The following is an 18,328-nucleotide window of genomic DNA, read 5'->3' as shown; positions in this document are numbered from 1 at the left end:
CCGATGACGCGGACCACGCCCCCGGACATCGTCCGGCGCCATGCCACCTGGGTGCGCCTGACTCACTGGATCAACACCGCCGCCTTCCTCGCGCTCGTCGTCAGCGGCATCGCGATCCTGCTCGCCCTGCCGCGCCTGTTCTGGGGTGAGACCGGCGCCAACGACGCTCCGGCGGCCTTCGACCTGCCCCTGCCGGTGAACCTCGAACAGACGGGCTGGGGCCGCAATCTCCACTTCCTCGCGGCCTGGGTGCTGGTCCTCAACGGGATCGTCTACCTCATCGTCGCCTTCGTCGGCGGTCATTTCGCCCGCGACCTCGTACCCGACCGGGACCAGCTGGCCCCGCGCCACCTCGCCCGCGAGTTCGCCGACCATGCCCGCCTCAGGGTCGCGCGCGGGCACGAGGCCCTGCGCTACAACGCGCTGCAGAAATTCGCCTACCTGGCGGTCCTGCTCCTGCTGTTTCCCCTGATGGTGCTCACCGGCCTCACCATGTCCCCGGGGGTCACGGCGGCCTATCCGGAACTGTTCGCTCTGTTCGGGGGCCGGCAATCGGCGCGCACGCTGCACTTCCTGGCCGCCTGCCTCCTCGTACTGTTCCTCGTGGTCCACGTCGCGCAGGTCTTCGTCGGCGGGGCCGGCAACCTGATGCGCTCGATGATCACCGGGCGGTTCCGCGTTCCTCCCGAGATCCCGGTGGAGAGACCCGATGCGTGACCTCTCGCGCCGCCGCCTCCTCATCGGCTCGGGCACGCTCCTCGGCACCGGCTGGCTCGGCGGCTGCGAGGCCCCGGCCCTGTCACACCTCGCCACCCCCTACGACTGGAGCAACGGCCTCACCTTCGCGGTCCAGCGCTGGCTCCAGCGCCGCCAGCCCCTGGTGCGCGAGTTCGGTCCGGAATCCATCTCGGCGGTGTTCCCGACCATCAACACCACGGACCCGGACGACGCCGGCTACCGGCGCTCGAAGGCGCTGGGCTTCGCCGACTGGAAGCTGCCCGTCAGCGGACTCGTGGCGCGGCCGGGGGCTTTCTCGCTGGCCGACCTCAGGGCGATGCCGGCGCGCTCGCAGATCACGCTGCATGCCTGCGAGCAGGGCTGGTCGGCCATCGGCGGCTGGACCGGCGTGCCGCTGGCGCACCTCCTGGCGCATGTGGGTCTCGAGCCCGAGGCCCGCTTCATCGTCATCCGCAGCGTCGACGGCTGGTGGGACAGCTACGACCTCTTCGACGCCCTCCACGCGCAGACGATCCTCGCCTACGGCATGAACGGCGGCGACCTGCCGGTGGCGCACGGTGCCCCCGTCCGCCTGCGGGTGGAGCGCCAGCTCGGCTACAAGAGCCTGAAATACGTCAGCGCCATCGAGGCGGTCGACCGCGTCGACGGCCTGGGCAAGGGACGCGGCAGCATGGTCGCCGAACTCGGCTTCCCCTGGTACGCGGGAATCTGAGGACCGGTCCCGTCGTGGACCGCGCGACCGCTCGTGATTCTCCTGAGAAGACCGGTCGCATGAGGGCCCCTGCGCCTGCGCCGGGACATCCCTCGCAACCTGCATGATGCCTGGTACCCGTCGCCCGGGGACCGGGAATCCCCTCGCGGAAGGGGCGATGGTCACGCCTCGAACGAAGAACCATTGACGGCCTCCTCCCGCCCTAATAGATGTTGATCATCATATTAGATCGCTTGAGGCGGGACAGGGAGTCGGGCGATGGATACGAGATGGGTGATCGGTCTCACGGGCCTGGCCCTCGCGGCCTGCTCGCCGGCCGAGACGGCGGTGACGCCGGAGCCGCCCCTGGTCCAGACCGTCGCGGTGGCCCCGGGGGTAGGGGGCGTCAGCCGCTACACGGGCGTGGTCCGGGCCCGTACCGAGAGCAACCTCGGCTTTCGCGTCGGCGGCAAGATCCTGGAGCGCCTCGTCGATCCGGGGGACCGGGTGACGCGCGGCCAGCCCCTGATGCGCCTCGACCGGACGGACTTCACGCTGGCCCTCAACGCGGCCCGGGCCTCCGTCGAGGCCGCCCGTGCGCAGATGATCAGGGCCAGGGCCGACGAGGAGCGCAGCCGCAAGCTCGTCTCGGACGGTTGGACCTCGAAGCAGACCTACGACCAGAACAGGGGCGCGGCCGATGCCGCCATCGCCCAGTTCAACAACGCCGAGGCCCAGGCGAGCCAGATCGAGAACCAGGCCGGCTATTCCGAGCTTCGGGCCGATGCCGACGGCGTCGTGATGGAGGTGCCGTCCGAGCCCGGCCAGGTGGTCGCGGCCGGGCAGACCGTGGTCAAGCTCGCCCGTGACGGCGCCCGCGAGGCGGAGGTGTTCCTGCCCGAGGCGAGCCGGCGCCTCGCGCGGGGCGAGGCCTCGGCCACGCTCTATGCCGAGGGCGAGGCGACCTATCCGGCGCGCCTGCGCGAGCTCTCCGCCACCGCCGACCCCGCCACCCGCACCTACCGGGCACGCTACATCCTCTCGGAAGCCGGCGAGGGGGCGCCGCTGGGCGCGACGGTGACGCTCAGGCTCAAGTCCACGGAGGCCGGGCATGCCTCGGGCGTTTCGGTGCCGCTCGGGGCCCTGTTCGACCCGGGCTCCGGCTCTGCGGTCTGGCGCTTCGACACCGCCACGGGAACCGTCACGGCCCAGCCCGTCGCCATCGTCCGCCTGTCGGAGGAGAGCGCGGAGGTCGCCACCGGGCTCAACCCCGGCGACCGGATCGTGTCGCTCGGCGCCCACCTCCTCAAGGCCGGCCAGAGCGTGCGCCTGGCCCCCGCCAGCATGACGGGCGTGGCCCGATGACCGGCTTCAACCTGTCCGCCCTGGCGGTCCGCGAGCGGGCCGTCACGCTCTTCCTCCTCCTCGCGCTCACGGGTGCGGGCTTCTTCGCCTTCGAGAAGCTCGGACGCGCCGAGGATCCGGCCTTCACCGTCAAGGCGATGACCGTCTCGGCCGCCTGGCCCGGGGCGACCGCCGAGGAGGTGCAGCGACAGGTCGCCGACCCGCTGGAGAAGCGCCTGCAGGAGCTCGTCCACTACGACCGCGTCGAGACCACGGTCCGGCCCGGACTGATGCTGATGAAGCTGATGTTCAGGGACAACATGCCGCCGGCCAAGCTGCAGGGGGAGTTCTATCAGGCCCGCAAGAAGCTCTCCGACCAGGCCTCCAGCCTGCCGCGCGGGGTGATGGGACCGCTGTTCAACGACGAATTCTCGGACATCTACTTCGCCCTCTACGCGCTCCAGGCCAAGGGCCTTCCGCACCGCCACCTCGTGCTGCGCGCCGAGGACCTGCGCCAGCGCCTGCTGCGCGTGCCCGGCGTCGAGAAGATCAACATCCTGGGCGAGCAGGCCCAGAAGATCTTCGTCGAGATCTCCTACCAGCGCCTCGCGACCCTGGGCATCACGGGGCAGCAACTCCTGGCCTCGCTGGCCAACCAGAACGACGTGACGCCGGCCGGCTTCGTGGAATCGGCGGGGCCGCGCGTGTACCTGCGCCTCGACGGCGCCATCGACGGGCTCGACGCGATCCGCAACCTGCCGGTGGCGGCCGGCGACCGCAGCCTCAAGCTCGGCGACATCGCCGAGGTGAAGCGCGGCTACGAGGACCCCGGGACCTTCGCGATCCGCAACGACGGCGAGGCCGCCCTGATGCTCGGCCTCGTGATGAAGCCCGGCTTCAACGGCCTGACCCTCGGCGCGGCCCTGAACGCCGAGGAGGTGGCGATCCATCACGAGATGCCCACCGGCATCGCGTTCACCAAGATCACCGACCAGGCCAAGGTCATCGAGGAGGCCATCCACGAGTTCATGGTGAAGTTCTTCACCGCGCTGGCGGTGGTGATCGTCGTGTCCCTGGTGGCGCTCGGCTTCCGGGTCGGCATCGTGGTGGCGCTCGCCGTGCCGCTCACCCTCTCGGCGGTGTTCGTGGTGATGATGGTCACCGGCCGCGACTTCGACCGGATCACGCTCGGGGCCCTCATCATCTCGCTGGGGCTCCTCGTCGACGACGCCATCATCGCCATCGAGATGATGGTGGTGCGCATGGAGGAGGGGGCCGACCGGATCGAGGCGGCGACCTATGCCTGGAGCGCCACCGCCGCGCCGATGCTCACCGGCACCCTCGTGACCATCGCGGGCTTCCTCCCCGTGGGCTTCGCCGCCTCCACGGCGGGCGAGTATGCCGGCAACATCTTCTGGGTGGTCTCGTTCTCGCTGATCATCTCGTGGATCGTGGCCGTGACCTTCACGCCCTATCTCGGCGTCAAGCTCCTACCGAACATCCGCCGGGTCGAGGGCGGCCACGAGGCGATCTACGCCACCAAGAACTACCAGCGCCTGCGCCGCATCGTGCGGATGTCGGTCGACCACAAGTGGATGGCCGCCGGCATCATCGTGGCCCTGTTCGCGGGTGCCGTGGTCGCCATGAGCAAGGTCGAGCAGCAGTTCTTCCCGAATTCCGAGCGGTCCGAGCTCATCGTCGAGGTGACGCTGCCGACCGGATCCGCCTTCGCCACCACGGAGGCCAGCGTCCGGAAGGTCGAATCCGCATTGCGGGACCTGCCCGAGGCGGGCGAGATCACGAGTTACATCGGCCAGGGCATGCCGCGCTTCGTGCTCTCCTTCGACCCCGAGCTGCCCGACCCCGCCTTCGCGCAGATCGTCGTGCAGACGGCCGACGCCCATGCCCGCGACGCCCTGAGGGTCAAGGTCCGCAAGCTCGTCGACGCGGGCCGCTTCCCCGAGGCCCGCGTGCGCGTGCTGCAGATCGTGTTCGGCCCGCCGATCCGCTTTCCCGTGGCCTTCCGGGTGGTCGGACCCGACCTCGACGTCATCCGCGGGCTCGCCGCCGAGGTTCGGGAGGTCATGGCCGCCAACCCCAACATGCGCCTCGTCCACCTCGACTGGGGCAACAGGACGCCGAGCCTGCGCCTCGCCCTCGACCAGGAGCGCCTGCGCCTGATCGGCCTGACCCCGAAGGAAGCCGGACAGCAACTGCAGAGCTACCTCAACGGCACGCCCGCCACCCAGGTGCGCGAGAACCTGCGCTCCGTCGACGTGCTGCTGCGCAGCCCCGGCCCAGAGCGACGCTCGCTCGGCGAGATCGGCGACCTGACGCTGGCGACGAAGGACGGGCGCCAGGTGCCGGTCTCCCAGGTGGCACGGCTGGAGAGCACCAGCGAGGACGCGGTGCTGAAGCGCTACAACCGGGAAACCTACATCCGGGTGCAGGGTGACGTGCGCGACGGCCGTCAGCCGCCGGACATCCACGCCGAGGTGCTGCCGCTCCTCGACCCGATCAAGGCGAAGCTCCCGCCGGGCTATCGCATCGACACCGCCGGCGCGGTGGAGGAGAGCGCCAAGGCGATGATGTCGCTGGTCGCGGTCTTCCCGCTGATGCTGATCGTGACGCTGACCGTCATCATGATCCAGGTGCGCTCATTCACCACCATGTTCATGGTGTTCGCCACCGCCCCGCTCGGCCTCGTCGGGGCCGCGCCGACCCTGCTGATCTTCAACCAGCCCTTCGGCTTCAACGCGATCCTCGGCCTCATTGCCCTGTCGGGCATCCTGATGCGCAACACCCTGATCCTGGTGGATCAGATCCACCACGACCGGGAAGCGGGCCTGTCCGACTACGACGCCATCGTGGAATCGACGGTGCGCCGGGCGCGCCCCGTCATCCTGACGGCCGCCGCCGCGATGCTGGCCTTCATTCCGCTCACCCACTCGGTGTTCTGGGGGGCGCTGGCCTACGTGCTCATCGGCGGGGTCGGCGTGGGCACCCTGCTGACGCTGCTCTTCCTGCCGGCACTCTATGCCCTGTGGTTCCGGGTGGCACGGGCCCCGAGGGGAGGGGCCGTTGCGCCGGACACCGGCGGGATGCCGCTCCCGGCCGGCCCCTGACGCGGGCGGAACGACGCACGGCCCCGCTCCGGGGTCCGCAGGATCGCGCGCTCCGCAACGGAGCGTGCGGTACGACGACCGGCCCGCGCTCCTGCCCCCTCGCGCGGGCCGGTCGATTGTCCTCATGCGCCGGACGCGCGGGAACACCGCCGGGCCCGCCCTTCTTTGGATGACGCGACGCATTTATAGTGGGACCCAGAACGCCGAAGGATCCGGGAATGCCGAGAGTTTCGCAGGAGCAGGCCAGGCTGAACCGTCAGCGCGTCGTCGAGGTCGCCGCGTCCCTGTTCCGGGAGCGTGGTCTCCATGGCGTCGGTGTGGCGGACATCATGGCGTCCGCCGGCCTCACCCATGGCGGGTTCTACGGGCAGTTCGCCAACAAGGACGCCCTGGTGGCCGAGGCGTTCGATTCCGCCGTCGCCGAGGACCGGCGCGGTGCAGTGGACACCATCATCGCGAACTATCTCTCGTCCGGACACGTCCAGTCGCCGGGCAAGGGGTGCCCCCTGGCGGCCCTGGCGAACGACGTCTCGCGGGAACCGGCCGACAGCCCGGTCCGGACGCGCTTCAGCCATGCCGTCGAGCATCTGGCCTCCATCCTGGCGGACCTGACGCCCAAGGCTTCGCGTGAGCGCCGCCGGCAGCGTTCGCTGGCGACGCTGTCGACGCTCGTGGGTGCCGTCGTCCTGGCCCGTGCGGTCAACGACGAGGCCCTGGCGACGGATCTGCTCCAGGCCGCGCAGGCCTCCGTCACGCGCTGATCCCGTCTCCGGCGAATCGAACCGGGGACAGGATCCCCCCTCGGTCGTGATCCGTGCGAACGGGGGATCAGCCCAGCCCGCCGGCCTCCACCACGAAGCGCGCGATGGCGTCGGCCCCGTGGCCCTCCCGCAGCGAGGCGAACACGTAGGGGCGGGCGCCGCGCATGCGCTTCGTGTCGGATTCCATGATGTCGAGATCGGCGCCCACCAGGGGGGCGAGGTCGGTCTTGTTGACGATGAGGAGGTCCGAGCGGGTAATGCCGGGGCCCCCCTTCCGGGGGATCTTCTCGCCGCCCGCGACATCGATGACGTAGAGGGTGATGTCGGCAAGCTCCGGCGAGAAGGTCGCCGCGAGGTTGTCGCCCCCGGACTCGATCAGGATGAGGTCGAGCTTCGGGAAACGCCGGCGCATCTCGGCCACCGCCGCGAGGTTGATCGAGGCGTCCTCGCGGATCGCGGTGTGCGGGCAGCCCCCCGTCTCGACACCCATGATCCGCTCTTCGGGAAGCGCCCCGGCCACGGTGAGGAGGCGGGCATCCTCCTTGGTGTAGATGTCGTTGGTGATCGCGCAGATCTCGTAGGTCTCGCGGAACCGCTTGCAGAGCTGCTCCATCAGCGCGGTCTTGCCGGAGCCCACGGGGCCACCGATGCCGACGCGGAGCGGGCCGTTGGGGGAGGTCATCGCAGGCTCCTCAAGAGCGAAAAATCCGGGAATACTGGGTCTCGTGCCGGAACGAGCCGAGGTCGAGGCGGAACGTGGCGCTGCCGAGATCGTCGAGGGTCAGCGCCGGGATCGTGGCGGCCAGCGCCGTCACCCGTGGCGTGAGGGCGGCGATGATCCGCGTGCCGGCGCTCTGGCCGATGGGTGCGCAGCGCAGGGCCGCCGAGACGAGGTTCTGCAGGAAGGCGAGGCCGAAGCCGGCCAGCACCGGCGCGCGCGCCATCCGGTGGGCGCCGGCCGCGAGGCCGACTGCGACCGGGTAGGCCACGGCCGCGTCGAGGGTGGCGGCGAGGCGGTCGAGGCCCGGCGCGCCCCAGGCCGCCACGGTGGCGTCGAGGAAGCTGCGCCCCTGCTGGCTCGTTTCCAGGTGGAGTTCGCGCGAGGGGGCCAGCGCCAGGGCGAGGTCGTTGAGTTCGGCGAGCGCGACGGCATCCCCCGCCAGCGCCGCCGCATGGGCGTGCGCCAAGAGGATGAGGTCGTTGCGGCCCGATCCGCGTTCGAGCACGTCGGCCAGCCAGTCCGTCAGCGAGGCCTCGTCGCCGACATCGCCGCTCTCCACCGCCCCCTCGAGCCCGTGCGAATAGGCATAGGCGCCCACCGGATAGCCCGGCCACAGCCATGCCATCAGGCGCAGGACCTCAATCATGGGCAGGCGGCAAGTCGTGATGGTGACCGCCGTGATGATGACCGCCGTGGTGGTGATCGTCGTGGTCGTGGTGGTGATGGCCGTGGTGGTGGTGCCCGGCGGCCTCGCCCGCATAGGCGCCGCCCTCGGGCCGGAACGGACGCTCCACCGCCTCGGCGCTGCCGCCCAGACCCCGCACCATCTCGGCGAGCACGTGGTCGAAACCGATATAGACCGCGTCCGCGCCGATCTCGGCCGGGATGTGCCGGTTGCCGATGTGCCAGATCAGGCGCTTGAGGGCGCGGTCGTCGGGCGCGCGGATCTCCAGCAGCGGTTCGGGCGCGGCCTCGACCCAGACCAGCCGCCCATCCTGCAGCACCAGGGCGTCGCCGTCGTCGAGGACCGTCGGCTCGGGCAGATCGAGCAGGAACGACAGGCCGCCCACGGTGCGCATCGCCATGCGCCGGCGATGCCGATCGCCGTGGTCGAGGACGATGCGGTCGACGATCTCACCCGCCAGCGCGTCGCGGCGCAGGACTTTCGTCGCGCGGATCATGGTTGCGAAGACAGAGTGGCGCCTCGTTTCACGCGGCGGAGCGATGGCGTCATGGGAATCCGGGTTCGATGTGGCAGGGTCAAAATCCTCGTTCAGGAGCCGCGCCGCATTGCACGGGCAGGGTGCCGCGGAGCCCCACACCCCAACGCAGTGCTTTGGCTCAAAACAGGAAGTACCGCTGCGCCATCGGCAGCACATCCGCCGGCTCGCAGACCAGCAGTTCCCCGTCGGCACGGACATCGTAGGTCTCGGGGTCGACCTCGATGTTCGGGGTGGCGTCGTTGAGGATCATGCTCTTCTTGGAGATGCCGCCGCGCACGTTCTCGACGGCGACGAGGCGCTTCTGCAGCCCGAGCCTGTCGCCGAGGCCATCCTCGATGGCGGCCTTCGACACGAAGGTCAGCGCGGTGGCGAAGGGCACCCGGCCGTAGGCGCCGAACATCGGGCGGTAATGGACCGGCTGCGGCGTCGGGATCGAGGCGTTGGGGTCGCCCATCGGCGCGGTGGCGATGGCGCCGCCCTTGATCACGAGGTCGGGCTTCACGCCGAAGAAGGCGGGCGTCCACAGCACGAGGTCCGCGAGCTTGCCGGGCTCCACCGAGCCGATGTGCTTCGAGACGCCGTGCGCGATGGCCGGGTTGATGGTGTACTTCGCCACGTAGCGGCGGGCACGCAGGTTGTCGTTGCCGCTGGCGTCGCCGGACAGGGCGCCGCGCTGGCGCTTCATCTTGTCGGCCGTCTGCCAGGTGCGGATGACGACCTCGCCGACCCGGCCCATGGCCTGGCTGTCCGAGGACATCATCGAGAGGGCGCCGATGTCGTGCAGGATGTCCTCGGCCGCGATGGTCTCGCGGCGGATGCGGCTCTCCGCGAAGGCGAGGTCCTCGGGGATGGCCGGATCGAGGTGGTGGCACACCATCAGCATGTCGAGATGCTCGTCGATGGTGTTCTTCGTGTAGGGGCGCGTGGGGTTGGTCGAGGAGGGCAGGACGTTGGCGAGGCCCGCCACCTTGATGATGTCCGGCGCATGGCCGCCGCCCGCGCCCTCGGTGTGGAAGGCGTGGATGGTCCGCCCCGCGAAGGCGCGGATCGTGTCCTCCACGAAGCCGGATTCGTTGAGCGTGTCGGAGTGAATCATCACCTGCACGTCGTGGAGGTCGGCCACGGTGAGGCAGGTGTCGATGGCGGCGGGGGTGGTGCCCCAATCCTCGTGCAGCTTGAGGGCGCAGGCCCCGGCCCGGATCATCTCCACCAGGCTCTCGGGCCGCGCCGCGTTGCCCTTGCCCGCGAAGGCGAGGTTCATCGGAAACGACTCCGCCGCCTCGATCATCCGGGCGAGGTGCCAGGGGCCGGGCGTGCAGGTGGTGGCGAAGGTGCCGTGCGCCGGGCCGGTGCCGCCGCCCAGCATCGTGGTGACGCCGGAGCACAGGGCCTCGTCGATCTGCTGCGGGCAGATGTAGTGGATGTGGCTGTCGAACCCGCCCGCCGTGAGGATCTTGCCTTCACCCGCGATCACTTCCGTGCCGGGGCCGACGACGATGTCGACGCCCGGCTGGATATCCGGGTTGCCGGCCTTGCCGAGCTTGGCGATGCGGCCCTTCACGATGCCGACGTCGCACTTCACCACGCCCCAATGGTCGAGGACCACCGCGTTGGTGATGACGGTGTCGACCGCCCCGTCCTGGTTGGTGACCTGGGACTGCCCCATTCCATCGCGAATCACCTTGCCGCCGCCGAACTTCACCTCCTCGCCGTAGGTGGTGTGGTCGCGCTCGACCTCGATCACGAGCGAGGTATCGGCGAGCCGGATGCGGTCGCCGGTGGTGGGGCCGAACATGTCGGCATAGGCGGCGCGGGGCAGGGCGGCGCGGGGGGGCATGGTGGCCATGGTGTCAGAGCGCTCCCATCACGTCGCCGCGGAAGCCGTACACGGTGCGGTTTCCGCCGAGCGGAACCAGGACCACGTCGCGGGTCACGCCGGGCTCGAAGCGCACCGCCGTGCCCGGCGCGATGTCGAGGCGCTGGCCGCGCGCCTTCTCACGCTCGAAGGTCAGGCCGGGGTTGACCTCGTAGAAGTGGTAGTGCGAGCCGACCTGGATCGGCCGGTCGCCGACATTGGACACGCTCAGCAGGGTGCGGGGTGCACCCTCGTTGAAAACGATGTCGCCGGGCAGCGTGGTCACGGTGCCGGGCACCTCGGCCGAGGCCGCGCCCCGAATCGGGTGGTGCACGGTCACGAGCTTGGTGCCGTCCGGGAAGGTGGCCTCGACCTGGATGTCGTGGATCATCTCGGGGATGCCGTCCATGCACTGCTCGGCGGTGAGCACGTGCCCGCCCGCCTGCATGAGTTCCGAGACCGAGCGCCCGTCGCGGGCGCCCTCAACCACGAAGTCGCTGATCAGCGCCACCGCCTCCGGGTAGTTCAGCTTCACCCCGCGGCCGAGCCGGTTGCGGGCCACCTGCGCGGCCATGGCGAGGAGGAGCTTATCCTTTTCGCGAGGGGTCAGGAGCACGGAGAGAACCTCGGGGTTGGCGCGCGGACGTGTCGGTGCAGGCAAGGACCGTGCGCGGCGGGACCTTGCGGCGAAGAACGCGGCGCGCATGCATGCATCCCCGGGGCCCGAGCGCAAGCACCCATCCGCTCGCATCCTCTGGTTGACAGGGGCCGCCCCCTCGGTCGAACAGCGGGACCGACCCTCACCCGTGAGCCAAGGGCCGGCCGTTGACCTATCCCCGCGACCTCGTCGGCTACGGCCGCAACCCGCCGCACCCGCATTGGCCGAAAGATGCGCGGATCGCGGTGCAGATCGTGCTCAATTACGAGGAGGGGGGCGAGAACTGCATCCTGCATGGGGACGCGGCTTCGGAAGCCTTCCTGTCGGAACTCGTCGGGGCGCAGCCCTGGCCGGGCCAGCGCCACATGAGCATGGAATCGCTGTTCGAGTACGGCTCGCGCGCCGGATTCTGGCGCCTGTGGCGGCTGTTCCGGTCGCGGAAGATTCCCGTGACGGTGTTCGGGGTCGCCACCGCCCTCGCCCGCCATCCCGAGGTGGCCGACGCCATGGCCGAAGCGGATTGGGAGATCGCCTGCCACGGCCTAAAGTGGATCGACTACCGCGACTTCGCCCGCGAGGCGGAGAAAGCGCACATGGACGAGGCGATCCGCATCCACACCGCGGTCACGGGGACCCGCCCGCGCGGCTGGTACACCGGGCGCTCCTCGCCCCACACCCTCGACCTCGCGATCGAGGCCGGCATGACGTATCTGGCGGATTCCTACGCCGACGACCTGCCCTACTGGATCACGGAGCCGAGCGGCCGGGGCCTTGTGGTGCCCTACACGCTGGACGCCAACGACATGAAATGCGCCGCCCTGCAGGGCTTCAACACCGGCGAGCACCTCTTCACCTATCTCCGGGACACCTTCGACGCGCTCTACGCGGAGGGGGCGGAGGCGCCCAAGATGATGTCGGTGGGCCTGCATTGCCGGCTCGCCGGCCGGCCGGGGCGGATCGGCGCGCTGATCCGCTTCCTCGACCATATCGCCGCCCATGAGCGGGTCTGGGTCGCGCGGCGCATCGATATCGCCGAGCACTGGATCCGGACACACCCGCCGGCCTGATCCCGGCGCAGCTCGACCCTGAGGAACAATCCCTTCGTGCAGCAGGCCACTCCCTCCCGACCCGCGCGCCGCCGCCGCAAGGACGGCGAGGCGCGGCGCGAGGCGATCCTCGATGCAGGGCTCGCGCTCTTCTCGAGCCTGGGGCTGCACGGGGCGAGCGTCGACGCCATCGCCGAGCGGGCCGGGCTCTCGAAGACCAACCTGCTCTACTACTTCCCCTCCAAGGAGGAACTCTACGTCGCGGTGCTGCGCCGGGTGCTCGCGGTCTGGCTCGATCCGCTCCAGTCCCTCGACGCCGGCAGCGAGCCGGCCGCCGCGTTCCGGGGCTACATTCGCGCCAAGCTCACCCTGTCGCGGGACGCGCCCGAGGCCTCACGGCTGTTCTGCCTGGAGATCGTTCAGGGCGCGCCCCTGCTGCGACCGGAGCTGGAGGGTCCCTTACGCGACCTCGTGGAGGCCAAGGCGGCGATCATCCGGGGCTGGAGCGCGGCGGGCCGGATCGCCGCGCACGATCCCCATCACCTCATCTTCTCGATCTGGGCCATCACCCAGCATTACGCGGATTTCGCCGTGCAGGTGGACGCCGTCACCGGGCGCGATCTCGACGATCCGGACTTCTTCGAGCGCACCGTCGCCAGCACCCAGGCCCTGATCCTCGCCGGCCTCGGCCTGCGCTGAGAGGGCCACGCGCCGCTGGCGCGGGCAAGCCGCGCACACCGGACGGGCAAACCGGAGAGAGTTTGAGCAAACGGTCTGAATTCGCGAACCTGAGTTTGACCATCTGGTCTGAATGATCTTCTCTCACTGGGGTCGCGGTGGCTCGCCCCGTCCGAGACCGGATCGTCGGGCCCCGGACTTGCCTTTGTCCAGGTTACACCTGTCCAGTCCTGGTCTATCGAAGGTTCATCTATCAAGGTTCGTGTGTCCTGGGTTCGTTCCCGCGCGAGGCTCCCATGAATGTCGGCGTCTTCATTCCGATCGGAAACAACGGCTGGCTCCTTTCGGAGAATGCGCCGCAATACAAACCGAGCTTCGAGCTGAACAAGCAGGTGGTGCTGAAAGCGGAGGGCTACGGCCTCGACTTCGCCCTCTCGATGATCAAGCTGCGGGGCTTCGGCGGCAAGACGGAGTTCTGGGACCACAACCTCGAATCCTTTACCCTGATGGCGGGCCTCGCCGCCGTGACCAGCCGGATCAAGCTGTTCGCCACCGCCGCCACCCTGTGCATGCCCCCGGCCATCACCGCGCGCATGGCCTCGACCATCGACTCGATCTCGAACGGGCGCTTCGGCCTCAACCTCGTCACCGGCTGGCAGCGGCCGGAATATTCGCAGATGGGCCTCTGGCCGGGCGACGACTACTTCTCCCGCCGCTATGAGTATCTTGGTGAATACGCCCAGGTCCTGCGCGACCTCTGGGACACCGGCGTCTGCGACCGCAAGGGCGAATTCTTCCAGATGGAGGATTGCCGCCTGAGCCCGCGCCCGCAGGCCGACATGAAGATCATCTGCGCCGGCCAGTCCACGGCGGGCATGGAGTTCACCGCGCGATACGCCGACTACAATTTCTGCTTCGGCAAGGGGGTCAACACCCCGACCGCCTTCGCCCCAACCGTGGAGCGGCTGGAGGCCGCCAAGGCCGCGACGGGGCGCGATGTCTCCTCCTACGTGCTGTTCATGATCATCGCGGACGAGACCGACGAGGCCGCCCGCGCCACCTGGGAGCACTACAAGGCCGGGGCGGATGCCGAGGCCATCGCCTGGCTCGGCGTCCAGGGCGCCGCCGACACCAAGTCGGGGGCCGACACCAACGTGCGTCAGATGGCCGACCCGACCTCCGCCGTGAACATCAACATGGGGACGCTCGTCGGATCCTACGCGGAGGTGGCGCGCATGCTCGACGCGGTCGCCACGGTGCCGGGCACCGAGGGCGTGCTCCTCGTGTTCGATGATTTCCTCAAAGGCCTCGACGCCTTCGGCACCCGGATCCAGCCCCTGATGACGAGCCGGGCGCATGTGGCGGCCCAATCGATGGCACAGGTGGCATGATGGGCGGGATCGACAGGCCGGCGGGCTACACCGACGCGGCGGGGCGCCAGGGCGACCTCACCCTGGCCGCACGCCCGGAATCCATCGCCTTCGACGCGGCGGCCACCGCGCTCATCGTGGTCGACATGCAGAACGCCTACACGACGAAGGGCGGCTACCTCGATCTCGCCGGCTTCGACGTCTCGGGCACCGGGCCGGTGGTGGAGGCGATCGCCCGCGCGGTGGCGGCGGCGCGGGCGGCCGGCATCCGGATCGTCTGGTTTCAGAACGGCTGGGATCCCGACTACGTGGAAGCGGGGGGACCGGGCTCGCCGAACTGGCACAAGTCCAACGCCCTCAAGACCATGCGCGCGAAGCCCGGGATGAACGAGCGCCTGCTCGCCAAGGGAACCTGGGACTATGCCCTGGTGGAGGCTCTCAGGCCGGAGCCCGGCGACATCGTGCTCGGCAAACCCCGCTACAGCGGCTTCTACAACACGCAGCTCGACAGCCTGCTGCGCGCGGCCGGCATCCGCACCCTGGTGTTCACCGGCATCGCCACCAACGTCTGCGTGGAATCGACCCTGCGCGACGGCTTCTTCCTCGAATATTTCGGCATCGTGCTGGCCGACGCCACCCACCAGGCCGGGCCGCCGGCCCTGCAGGCCGGGGCGCTGTCCAACATCGAGACCTTCTTCGGCTGGGTCTCGGATGTCGCCGCCTTCGAGGCGGCCCTCTCGCCGGATCTCGCCCGCACGGCGGCGGAATAGGGCGGCCACAGGGGACCGGTCTGACGACCCCGGATGTCGGACCCGCACAGGTCGGAAACCGCCCGACACCGAGCCAACCCAGCGAGAGCAGTTCAGCCACCCGGCACCATCGAGACTCCCCCAGGAGCATCGTAACAGACATGCCCAAGACCGCGATCATCCCGCCCGGCACCGGCAAGCCGCTGGCGCCCTACGTCCCCGGCACGCTCGCCGACGGCGTGCTCTACGTCTCGGGCACGCTGCCCCTCGATGCGGAGGCGAACGTCGTCCACGTCGGCGATGCCGCCGCCCAGACCCGGCATGTGCTGGAAACCATCAAGGGCGTCGTCACCGCCGCCGGCGGCACCATGGACGACGTCACCTTCAACCACGTCTTCCTGAAGGACTGGGCCGACTATGCCGCGATCAACGCGGTCTATGCGGCGTACTTCCCCGGCGAGAAGCCGGCCCGCTACTGCATCCAGTGCGGTCTCGTGAAGCCCGACGCGCTGGTAGAGATCGCGACGGTGGCGCATGTCGGCCGGCCCTGACGCGCGCATGACGACCGCGATCCACCACGCCGTCGAGGGGGAGGGCACCCGGACGGTGCTGCTCTCGCCGGGCCTTGGCGGCTCGGCCGCCTATTTCGCACCGCAGATGGCGGCGCTCACCGCGCGGTTCCGGGTCATCACCTACGATCATCGCGGCACCGGACGCTCCCCCGGGCGCCTGGAACCGGGCCACGACATCGCCGCCATGGCCCGCGATGCCCTGGCGGTGATGGATGCCTGCGGGGTCGCGCGCTGCGATATCGTCGGGCACGCGCTCGGCGGTCTCATCGGCCTCGAACTCGCCCGCTCGCATCCGGAGCGCGTCGGCCGCCTCGTCGCGATCAACGCCTGGGCGCGGGCGGATTCCGCGACGAAGCGCTGCTTTGCCGCCCGCAAGCGGCTGCTGGAGGCGAGCCCCGAGGCGTATGTGCGGGCGCAAGCCATCTTCCTCTACCCGGCCCCGTGGCTGTCGCAGAACGCGGCCCGCATCGCCGAGGACGAGGCGCACGCGCTGGCGCAATTCCCCGGTCGCGAGACGGTGCTGGCGCGGATCGCGGCGCTGGAGGCCTTCGACCTGACGGCGGATCTGCACCAGATTCCGCACGAGACCCTGGTGATGGCGGCGGACGACGACGTCCTCGTGCCCTATCTGTGTTCGGAGGCGCTCGCGCAGGGCCTGCCCAATGCCCGCCTCGACCGGGTCTTGAGCGGCGGCCACGCCCACAGCGTGACCCGCGCCGACAGCTTCAACCGGACGCTCGTGGCGTTCCTCGACCGACAGGAGTAACCGCCGTGACCCAGACGAGGCCGACCGGAACGGCCCCCCCGTGCGTCGAGGGCGGCGCCTTTCGCGGCGCGATGGCCCGGGTCGCCAGCGCGGTCCATCTCGTCACCACCGACGGGCCGGGAGGGCGGGCAGGCTTCACCGCCTCCGCCGTGTGCAGCGTCAGCGACGCGCCGCCGACTCTCCTCGTCTGTGTCAACCGGGCATCCTCGGCCCATGCGGCGCTGAGCGCCAACACCGCGCTCTGCGTCAACACCCTGGCGGCCGACCAATCCGGGATTGCAGCGGCCTTCGGCGGCCGCACGCCCATGGAGACCCGCTTCGCCGCCGGAACCTGGACGACCCTCGCGACGGGCGCGCCGGCGCTCCAGGGCGCACGTACCGCCTTCGATTGCCGGATCGTCGCCCGCCACCCGGTGGGCACACACGACGTACTCTATTGCGAGGTCATCGGCCTCGCCGAGCCCGGTGACGGACCGGCCCTCGTCTACGCGGACCGCGCCTACCACAGCCTGCCCCTCGGCGCGGCGTCCCCGCAGGAGGCCGCCGCCTGAGGACAGGCCGATGGCGGCAGGCCCTATCGCCGGTCGTCGCGGCGGGGGCGGACCGAGCCGGTGGCGATCTCGTCCTGGTGCCTCAGCGGCGTGACGGCGTGCACGCGTCCGCCGTGCAGCTGATGGACATTGCGTTCGGCGGCCCGGCCTTCGAGCCCGCCGGGCGCCAACGCGGCTGGTATCCCCGCCGGTGCAGTGTAGCTCTGGGCCAGAGCGCCCGAGGCGGACAGGCCGAGGGCGACGGCGAGGGCAGCGGTGAGGCTGTGACGGATCATGGCGCAAGTCCTGGGTCTGAACGGTTGCCGCCACGACGCGCGACGCGGCATCCAAGTTCCCAGAAATTGAGCACACCTGCTTCAGAAAACAACAAGACTTGCTTGCAGACTATGCAACGAAGATGAGCAGTTTTCAGATTATCGCTGCTCGCTTGGCTCCGGTTGGGATGCCTGCGCTAAAAACATCAACCCGATCAAACCCTTATTCGTCCGCCTACGATTTTCGCACGCGAACGCGCGGCCTGGCATGATCCGCGACCGGGCTGGGGCGCGCCATGCTCTACCGCGTCGCGTCAGCGCCCACGTCGACCCGATTCGGCCGCAGGTCGAATGAAATCAGTCGGCCCGGCCGATGGTGGCCTCGATCTGGCCGTGCGGCTCGTCGGTCGGCAGGAAGACCTGCCCCCCGTGATCGATGCCGAACGCCCCGAGATTCATCGGGATGTAGTGCTTGTTGGGCATCGCGAAGTGGATCTCGGCGATGTCGGGCCGGGCGGCGAGCACCGCTTCGCCCATGCGATACATGCTGTCCTGCACCCCCGCGCTGTAGGTGGTGGCGAAGACCGTGATCATCGTGTCGAGCACCGCCGCGTTGGTCGCCACCGGGTCGGCGGGCGGCGCGGCCCAGGTCCAGGTCGCGTCCATGCTGGTGGCGCAGATGCGGTCGCCGGTATCGGGCAGGGTGCGGTACGCGTCGTCGACGAAGTCCTCCCAGCCGGATTGCGTCGTCTTCATCAGGGTGTAGCCGCGCAGGCCCGATTCCAGCACCGAGCCGCCCCGGTCGGCCACCAGCCGCACGAAGGGCTGGCCGTTGCCGTCGAGGGTGAAGGTGTGGGCGTGGGGCGCCCCCTGCACGTCCCGGCGCAGCCAGCGGGTTTCCAGGGACTCGATGCTGACGGAGGCGACCTGCGCGTAGCGCTCCAGGAACAGGGCCGCGACGTGTCCGACGAAGGCTTCGGTCTCGGCCTCCACGTGCCGGGCGGCGGTGATGTTGACGATGTTCTTGATGCTGTCGGTGGCGATGACCTGCCGGTTGTCCCCCGCCGTCCAGGAGGCTCCGAAATCGCCCTCCAGCAGCACCGTCAGGGAGAGTTCGCGCACGTCGTGGCGCTCGGCTCCGCGGGCGAGCCGGAGCACCCGCACGCGGCCCTTGCCGTAGCGTGCCTTCGTCAGCGCCATGATGCCGGTCCTTTCGTCGTCGGGAA

General features: G+C 69.8%; 18 protein-coding genes and 1 pseudogene. 12 read left to right on the top strand and 7 right to left on the bottom strand.

The window, feature by feature from the left end:
* Positions 1-3: 3 nt before the first annotated feature.
* The 5 genes from OF380_RS23930 to OF380_RS23910 all read left to right on the top strand — a co-directional run bounded on the left by OF380_RS23930 (position 4) and on the right by OF380_RS23910 (position 6,659).
* On the top strand, positions 4-717 hold the full coding sequence (locus OF380_RS23930) for a cytochrome b/b6 domain-containing protein (RefSeq protein ID WP_264048137.1): 714 nt from the start codon (positions 4-6) through the stop codon (positions 715-717).
* Complete coding sequence (locus tag OF380_RS23925) at positions 710-1,450, top strand: molybdopterin-dependent oxidoreductase (protein WP_264048136.1); 741 nt, start codon at positions 710-712, stop codon at positions 1,448-1,450. Before OF380_RS23930 ends, OF380_RS23925 begins: the two co-directional genes overlap by 8 nt.
* A 258-nt stretch (positions 1,451-1,708) precedes the next feature.
* A complete protein-coding gene (locus OF380_RS23920) occupies positions 1,709-2,794 on the top strand; it encodes an efflux RND transporter periplasmic adaptor subunit (protein ID WP_264048135.1) in 1,086 nt (361 codons plus the stop codon).
* The gene (locus OF380_RS23915; RefSeq protein WP_264048134.1) at positions 2,791-5,898 is read left to right on the top strand and encodes an efflux RND transporter permease subunit; all 3,108 of its coding nucleotides are present in this window, start codon (positions 2,791-2,793) and stop codon (positions 5,896-5,898) included. The genes OF380_RS23920 and OF380_RS23915 overlap by 4 nt, the downstream gene beginning before the upstream one ends.
* Before the next feature lie 218 nt (positions 5,899-6,116).
* Positions 6,117-6,659: a TetR/AcrR family transcriptional regulator gene (locus OF380_RS23910; RefSeq protein WP_264048133.1), complete on the top strand. Its 543-nt coding sequence runs from the start codon at positions 6,117-6,119 to the stop codon at positions 6,657-6,659.
* A gap of 67 nt (positions 6,660-6,726) precedes the next feature.
* On the opposite strand, the gene ureG is transcribed toward OF380_RS23910, so the two are convergent.
* The 5 genes from ureG to OF380_RS23885 all read right to left on the bottom strand — a co-directional run bounded on the left by ureG (position 6,727) and on the right by OF380_RS23885 (position 11,074).
* Positions 6,727-7,341: an urease accessory protein UreG gene (ureG, locus tag OF380_RS23905; RefSeq protein WP_264048132.1), complete on the bottom strand. Its 615-nt coding sequence runs from the start codon at positions 7,339-7,341 to the stop codon at positions 6,727-6,729.
* Between the two features lie 10 nt (positions 7,342-7,351).
* On the bottom strand, positions 7,352-8,026 hold the full coding sequence (locus OF380_RS23900; protein ID WP_264051472.1) for an urease accessory protein UreF: 675 nt from the start codon (positions 8,024-8,026) through the stop codon (positions 7,352-7,354).
* Entirely contained in the window at positions 8,019-8,561 is a 543-nt protein-coding gene (locus OF380_RS23895; protein WP_264048131.1) for an urease accessory protein UreE, read from the bottom strand. Before OF380_RS23895 ends, OF380_RS23900 begins: the two co-directional genes overlap by 8 nt.
* A 160-nt stretch (positions 8,562-8,721) precedes the next feature.
* On the bottom strand, positions 8,722-10,440 hold the full coding sequence (gene ureC, locus OF380_RS23890; RefSeq protein WP_264051471.1) for an urease subunit alpha: 1,719 nt from the start codon (positions 10,438-10,440) through the stop codon (positions 8,722-8,724).
* Positions 10,441-10,453: 13 nt separating this feature from the next.
* Positions 10,454-11,074, bottom strand: coding sequence for an urease subunit gamma (locus OF380_RS23885; RefSeq protein WP_264048130.1), 621 nt, complete (start codon positions 11,072-11,074; stop codon positions 10,454-10,456).
* A 209-nt stretch (positions 11,075-11,283) separates the two neighbouring features.
* Between OF380_RS23885 and puuE the strand changes: the two are divergent.
* The 7 genes and pseudogenes from puuE to OF380_RS23850 all read left to right on the top strand — a co-directional run.
* A pseudogene (puuE, locus tag OF380_RS23880) lies at positions 11,284-12,174 on the top strand (allantoinase PuuE); the annotation flags it as partial.
* A gap of 45 nt (positions 12,175-12,219) precedes the next feature.
* On the top strand, positions 12,220-12,861 hold the full coding sequence (rutR, locus tag OF380_RS23875; RefSeq protein WP_264048128.1) for an HTH-type transcriptional regulator RutR: 642 nt from the start codon (positions 12,220-12,222) through the stop codon (positions 12,859-12,861).
* Between the two features lie 275 nt (positions 12,862-13,136).
* On the top strand, positions 13,137-14,231 hold the full coding sequence (gene rutA / locus OF380_RS23870; protein WP_264048127.1) for a pyrimidine utilization protein A: 1,095 nt from the start codon (positions 13,137-13,139) through the stop codon (positions 14,229-14,231).
* The gene (gene rutB / locus OF380_RS23865; RefSeq protein WP_264051470.1) at positions 14,231-14,980 is read left to right on the top strand and encodes a pyrimidine utilization protein B; all 750 of its coding nucleotides are present in this window, start codon (positions 14,231-14,233) and stop codon (positions 14,978-14,980) included. The genes rutA and rutB overlap by 1 nt, the downstream gene beginning before the upstream one ends.
* A gap of 140 nt (positions 14,981-15,120) precedes the next feature.
* Positions 15,121-15,510 (top strand): pyrimidine utilization protein C, encoded by a 390-nt coding sequence (gene rutC / locus OF380_RS23860; protein WP_264048126.1) that lies wholly within the window; start codon positions 15,121-15,123, stop codon positions 15,508-15,510.
* A 7-nt stretch (positions 15,511-15,517) separates the two neighbouring features.
* Entirely contained in the window at positions 15,518-16,297 is a 780-nt protein-coding gene (gene rutD / locus OF380_RS23855; protein ID WP_264048125.1) for a pyrimidine utilization protein D, read from the top strand.
* A gap of 71 nt (positions 16,298-16,368) precedes the next feature.
* A complete protein-coding gene (locus OF380_RS23850) occupies positions 16,369-16,848 on the top strand; it encodes a flavin reductase (RefSeq protein ID WP_264051469.1) in 480 nt (159 codons plus the stop codon).
* Between the two features lie 23 nt (positions 16,849-16,871).
* On the opposite strand, the gene OF380_RS23845 is transcribed toward OF380_RS23850, so the two are convergent.
* Both OF380_RS23845 and pucL read right to left on the bottom strand, forming a co-directional pair.
* The gene (locus OF380_RS23845; protein WP_264048124.1) at positions 16,872-17,123 is read right to left on the bottom strand and encodes a hypothetical protein; all 252 of its coding nucleotides are present in this window, start codon (positions 17,121-17,123) and stop codon (positions 16,872-16,874) included.
* Between the two features lie 336 nt (positions 17,124-17,459).
* Positions 17,460-18,302: a factor-independent urate hydroxylase gene (gene pucL / locus OF380_RS23840; protein WP_264048123.1), complete on the bottom strand. Its 843-nt coding sequence runs from the start codon at positions 18,300-18,302 to the stop codon at positions 17,460-17,462.
* Positions 18,303-18,328: the final 26 nt, after the last annotated feature.

Source organism: Methylobacterium sp. FF17 (genome assembly GCF_025813715.1).
Taxonomy (GTDB): domain Bacteria; phylum Pseudomonadota; class Alphaproteobacteria; order Rhizobiales; family Beijerinckiaceae; genus Methylobacterium; species Methylobacterium flocculans.
The sequence above is the reverse complement of the archived record's forward strand: the minus strand, read 5'-3'. Positions and strand labels throughout refer to the sequence as shown.

Excerpts from the sequence above, each read along its gene's own strand:
- OF380_RS23930 (WP_264048137.1), top strand. The coding sequence starts at position 4 with ATGACGCGGACCACGCCCCCGGACATCGTCCGGCGCCATGCCACCTGG.
- OF380_RS23925 (WP_264048136.1), top strand. The coding sequence starts at position 710 with ATGCGTGACCTCTCGCGCCGCCGCCTCCTCATCGGCTCGGGCACGCTC.
- OF380_RS23920 (WP_264048135.1), top strand. The coding sequence starts at position 1,709 with ATGGATACGAGATGGGTGATCGGTCTCACGGGCCTGGCCCTCGCGGCC.
- OF380_RS23915 (WP_264048134.1), top strand. The coding sequence starts at position 2,791 with ATGACCGGCTTCAACCTGTCCGCCCTGGCGGTCCGCGAGCGGGCCGTC.
- OF380_RS23910 (WP_264048133.1), top strand. The coding sequence starts at position 6,117 with ATGCCGAGAGTTTCGCAGGAGCAGGCCAGGCTGAACCGTCAGCGCGTC.
- ureG (WP_264048132.1), bottom strand. The coding sequence starts at position 7,341 with ATGACCTCCCCCAACGGCCCGCTCCGCGTCGGCATCGGTGGCCCCGTG.
- OF380_RS23900 (WP_264051472.1), bottom strand. The coding sequence starts at position 8,026 with ATGATTGAGGTCCTGCGCCTGATGGCATGGCTGTGGCCGGGCTATCCG.
- OF380_RS23895 (WP_264048131.1), bottom strand. The coding sequence starts at position 8,561 with ATGATCCGCGCGACGAAAGTCCTGCGCCGCGACGCGCTGGCGGGTGAG.
- ureC (WP_264051471.1), bottom strand. The coding sequence starts at position 10,440 with ATGCCCCCCCGCGCCGCCCTGCCCCGCGCCGCCTATGCCGACATGTTC.
- rutA (WP_264048127.1), top strand. The coding sequence starts at position 13,137 with ATGAATGTCGGCGTCTTCATTCCGATCGGAAACAACGGCTGGCTCCTT.
- rutB (WP_264051470.1), top strand. The coding sequence starts at position 14,231 with ATGGGCGGGATCGACAGGCCGGCGGGCTACACCGACGCGGCGGGGCGC.
- rutC (WP_264048126.1), top strand. The coding sequence starts at position 15,121 with ATGCCCAAGACCGCGATCATCCCGCCCGGCACCGGCAAGCCGCTGGCG.
- rutD (WP_264048125.1), top strand. The coding sequence starts at position 15,518 with ATGACGACCGCGATCCACCACGCCGTCGAGGGGGAGGGCACCCGGACG.
- OF380_RS23850 (WP_264051469.1), top strand. The coding sequence starts at position 16,369 with ATGGCCCGGGTCGCCAGCGCGGTCCATCTCGTCACCACCGACGGGCCG.
- OF380_RS23845 (WP_264048124.1), bottom strand. The coding sequence starts at position 17,123 with ATGATCCGTCACAGCCTCACCGCTGCCCTCGCCGTCGCCCTCGGCCTG.
- pucL (WP_264048123.1), bottom strand. The coding sequence starts at position 18,302 with ATGGCGCTGACGAAGGCACGCTACGGCAAGGGCCGCGTGCGGGTGCTC.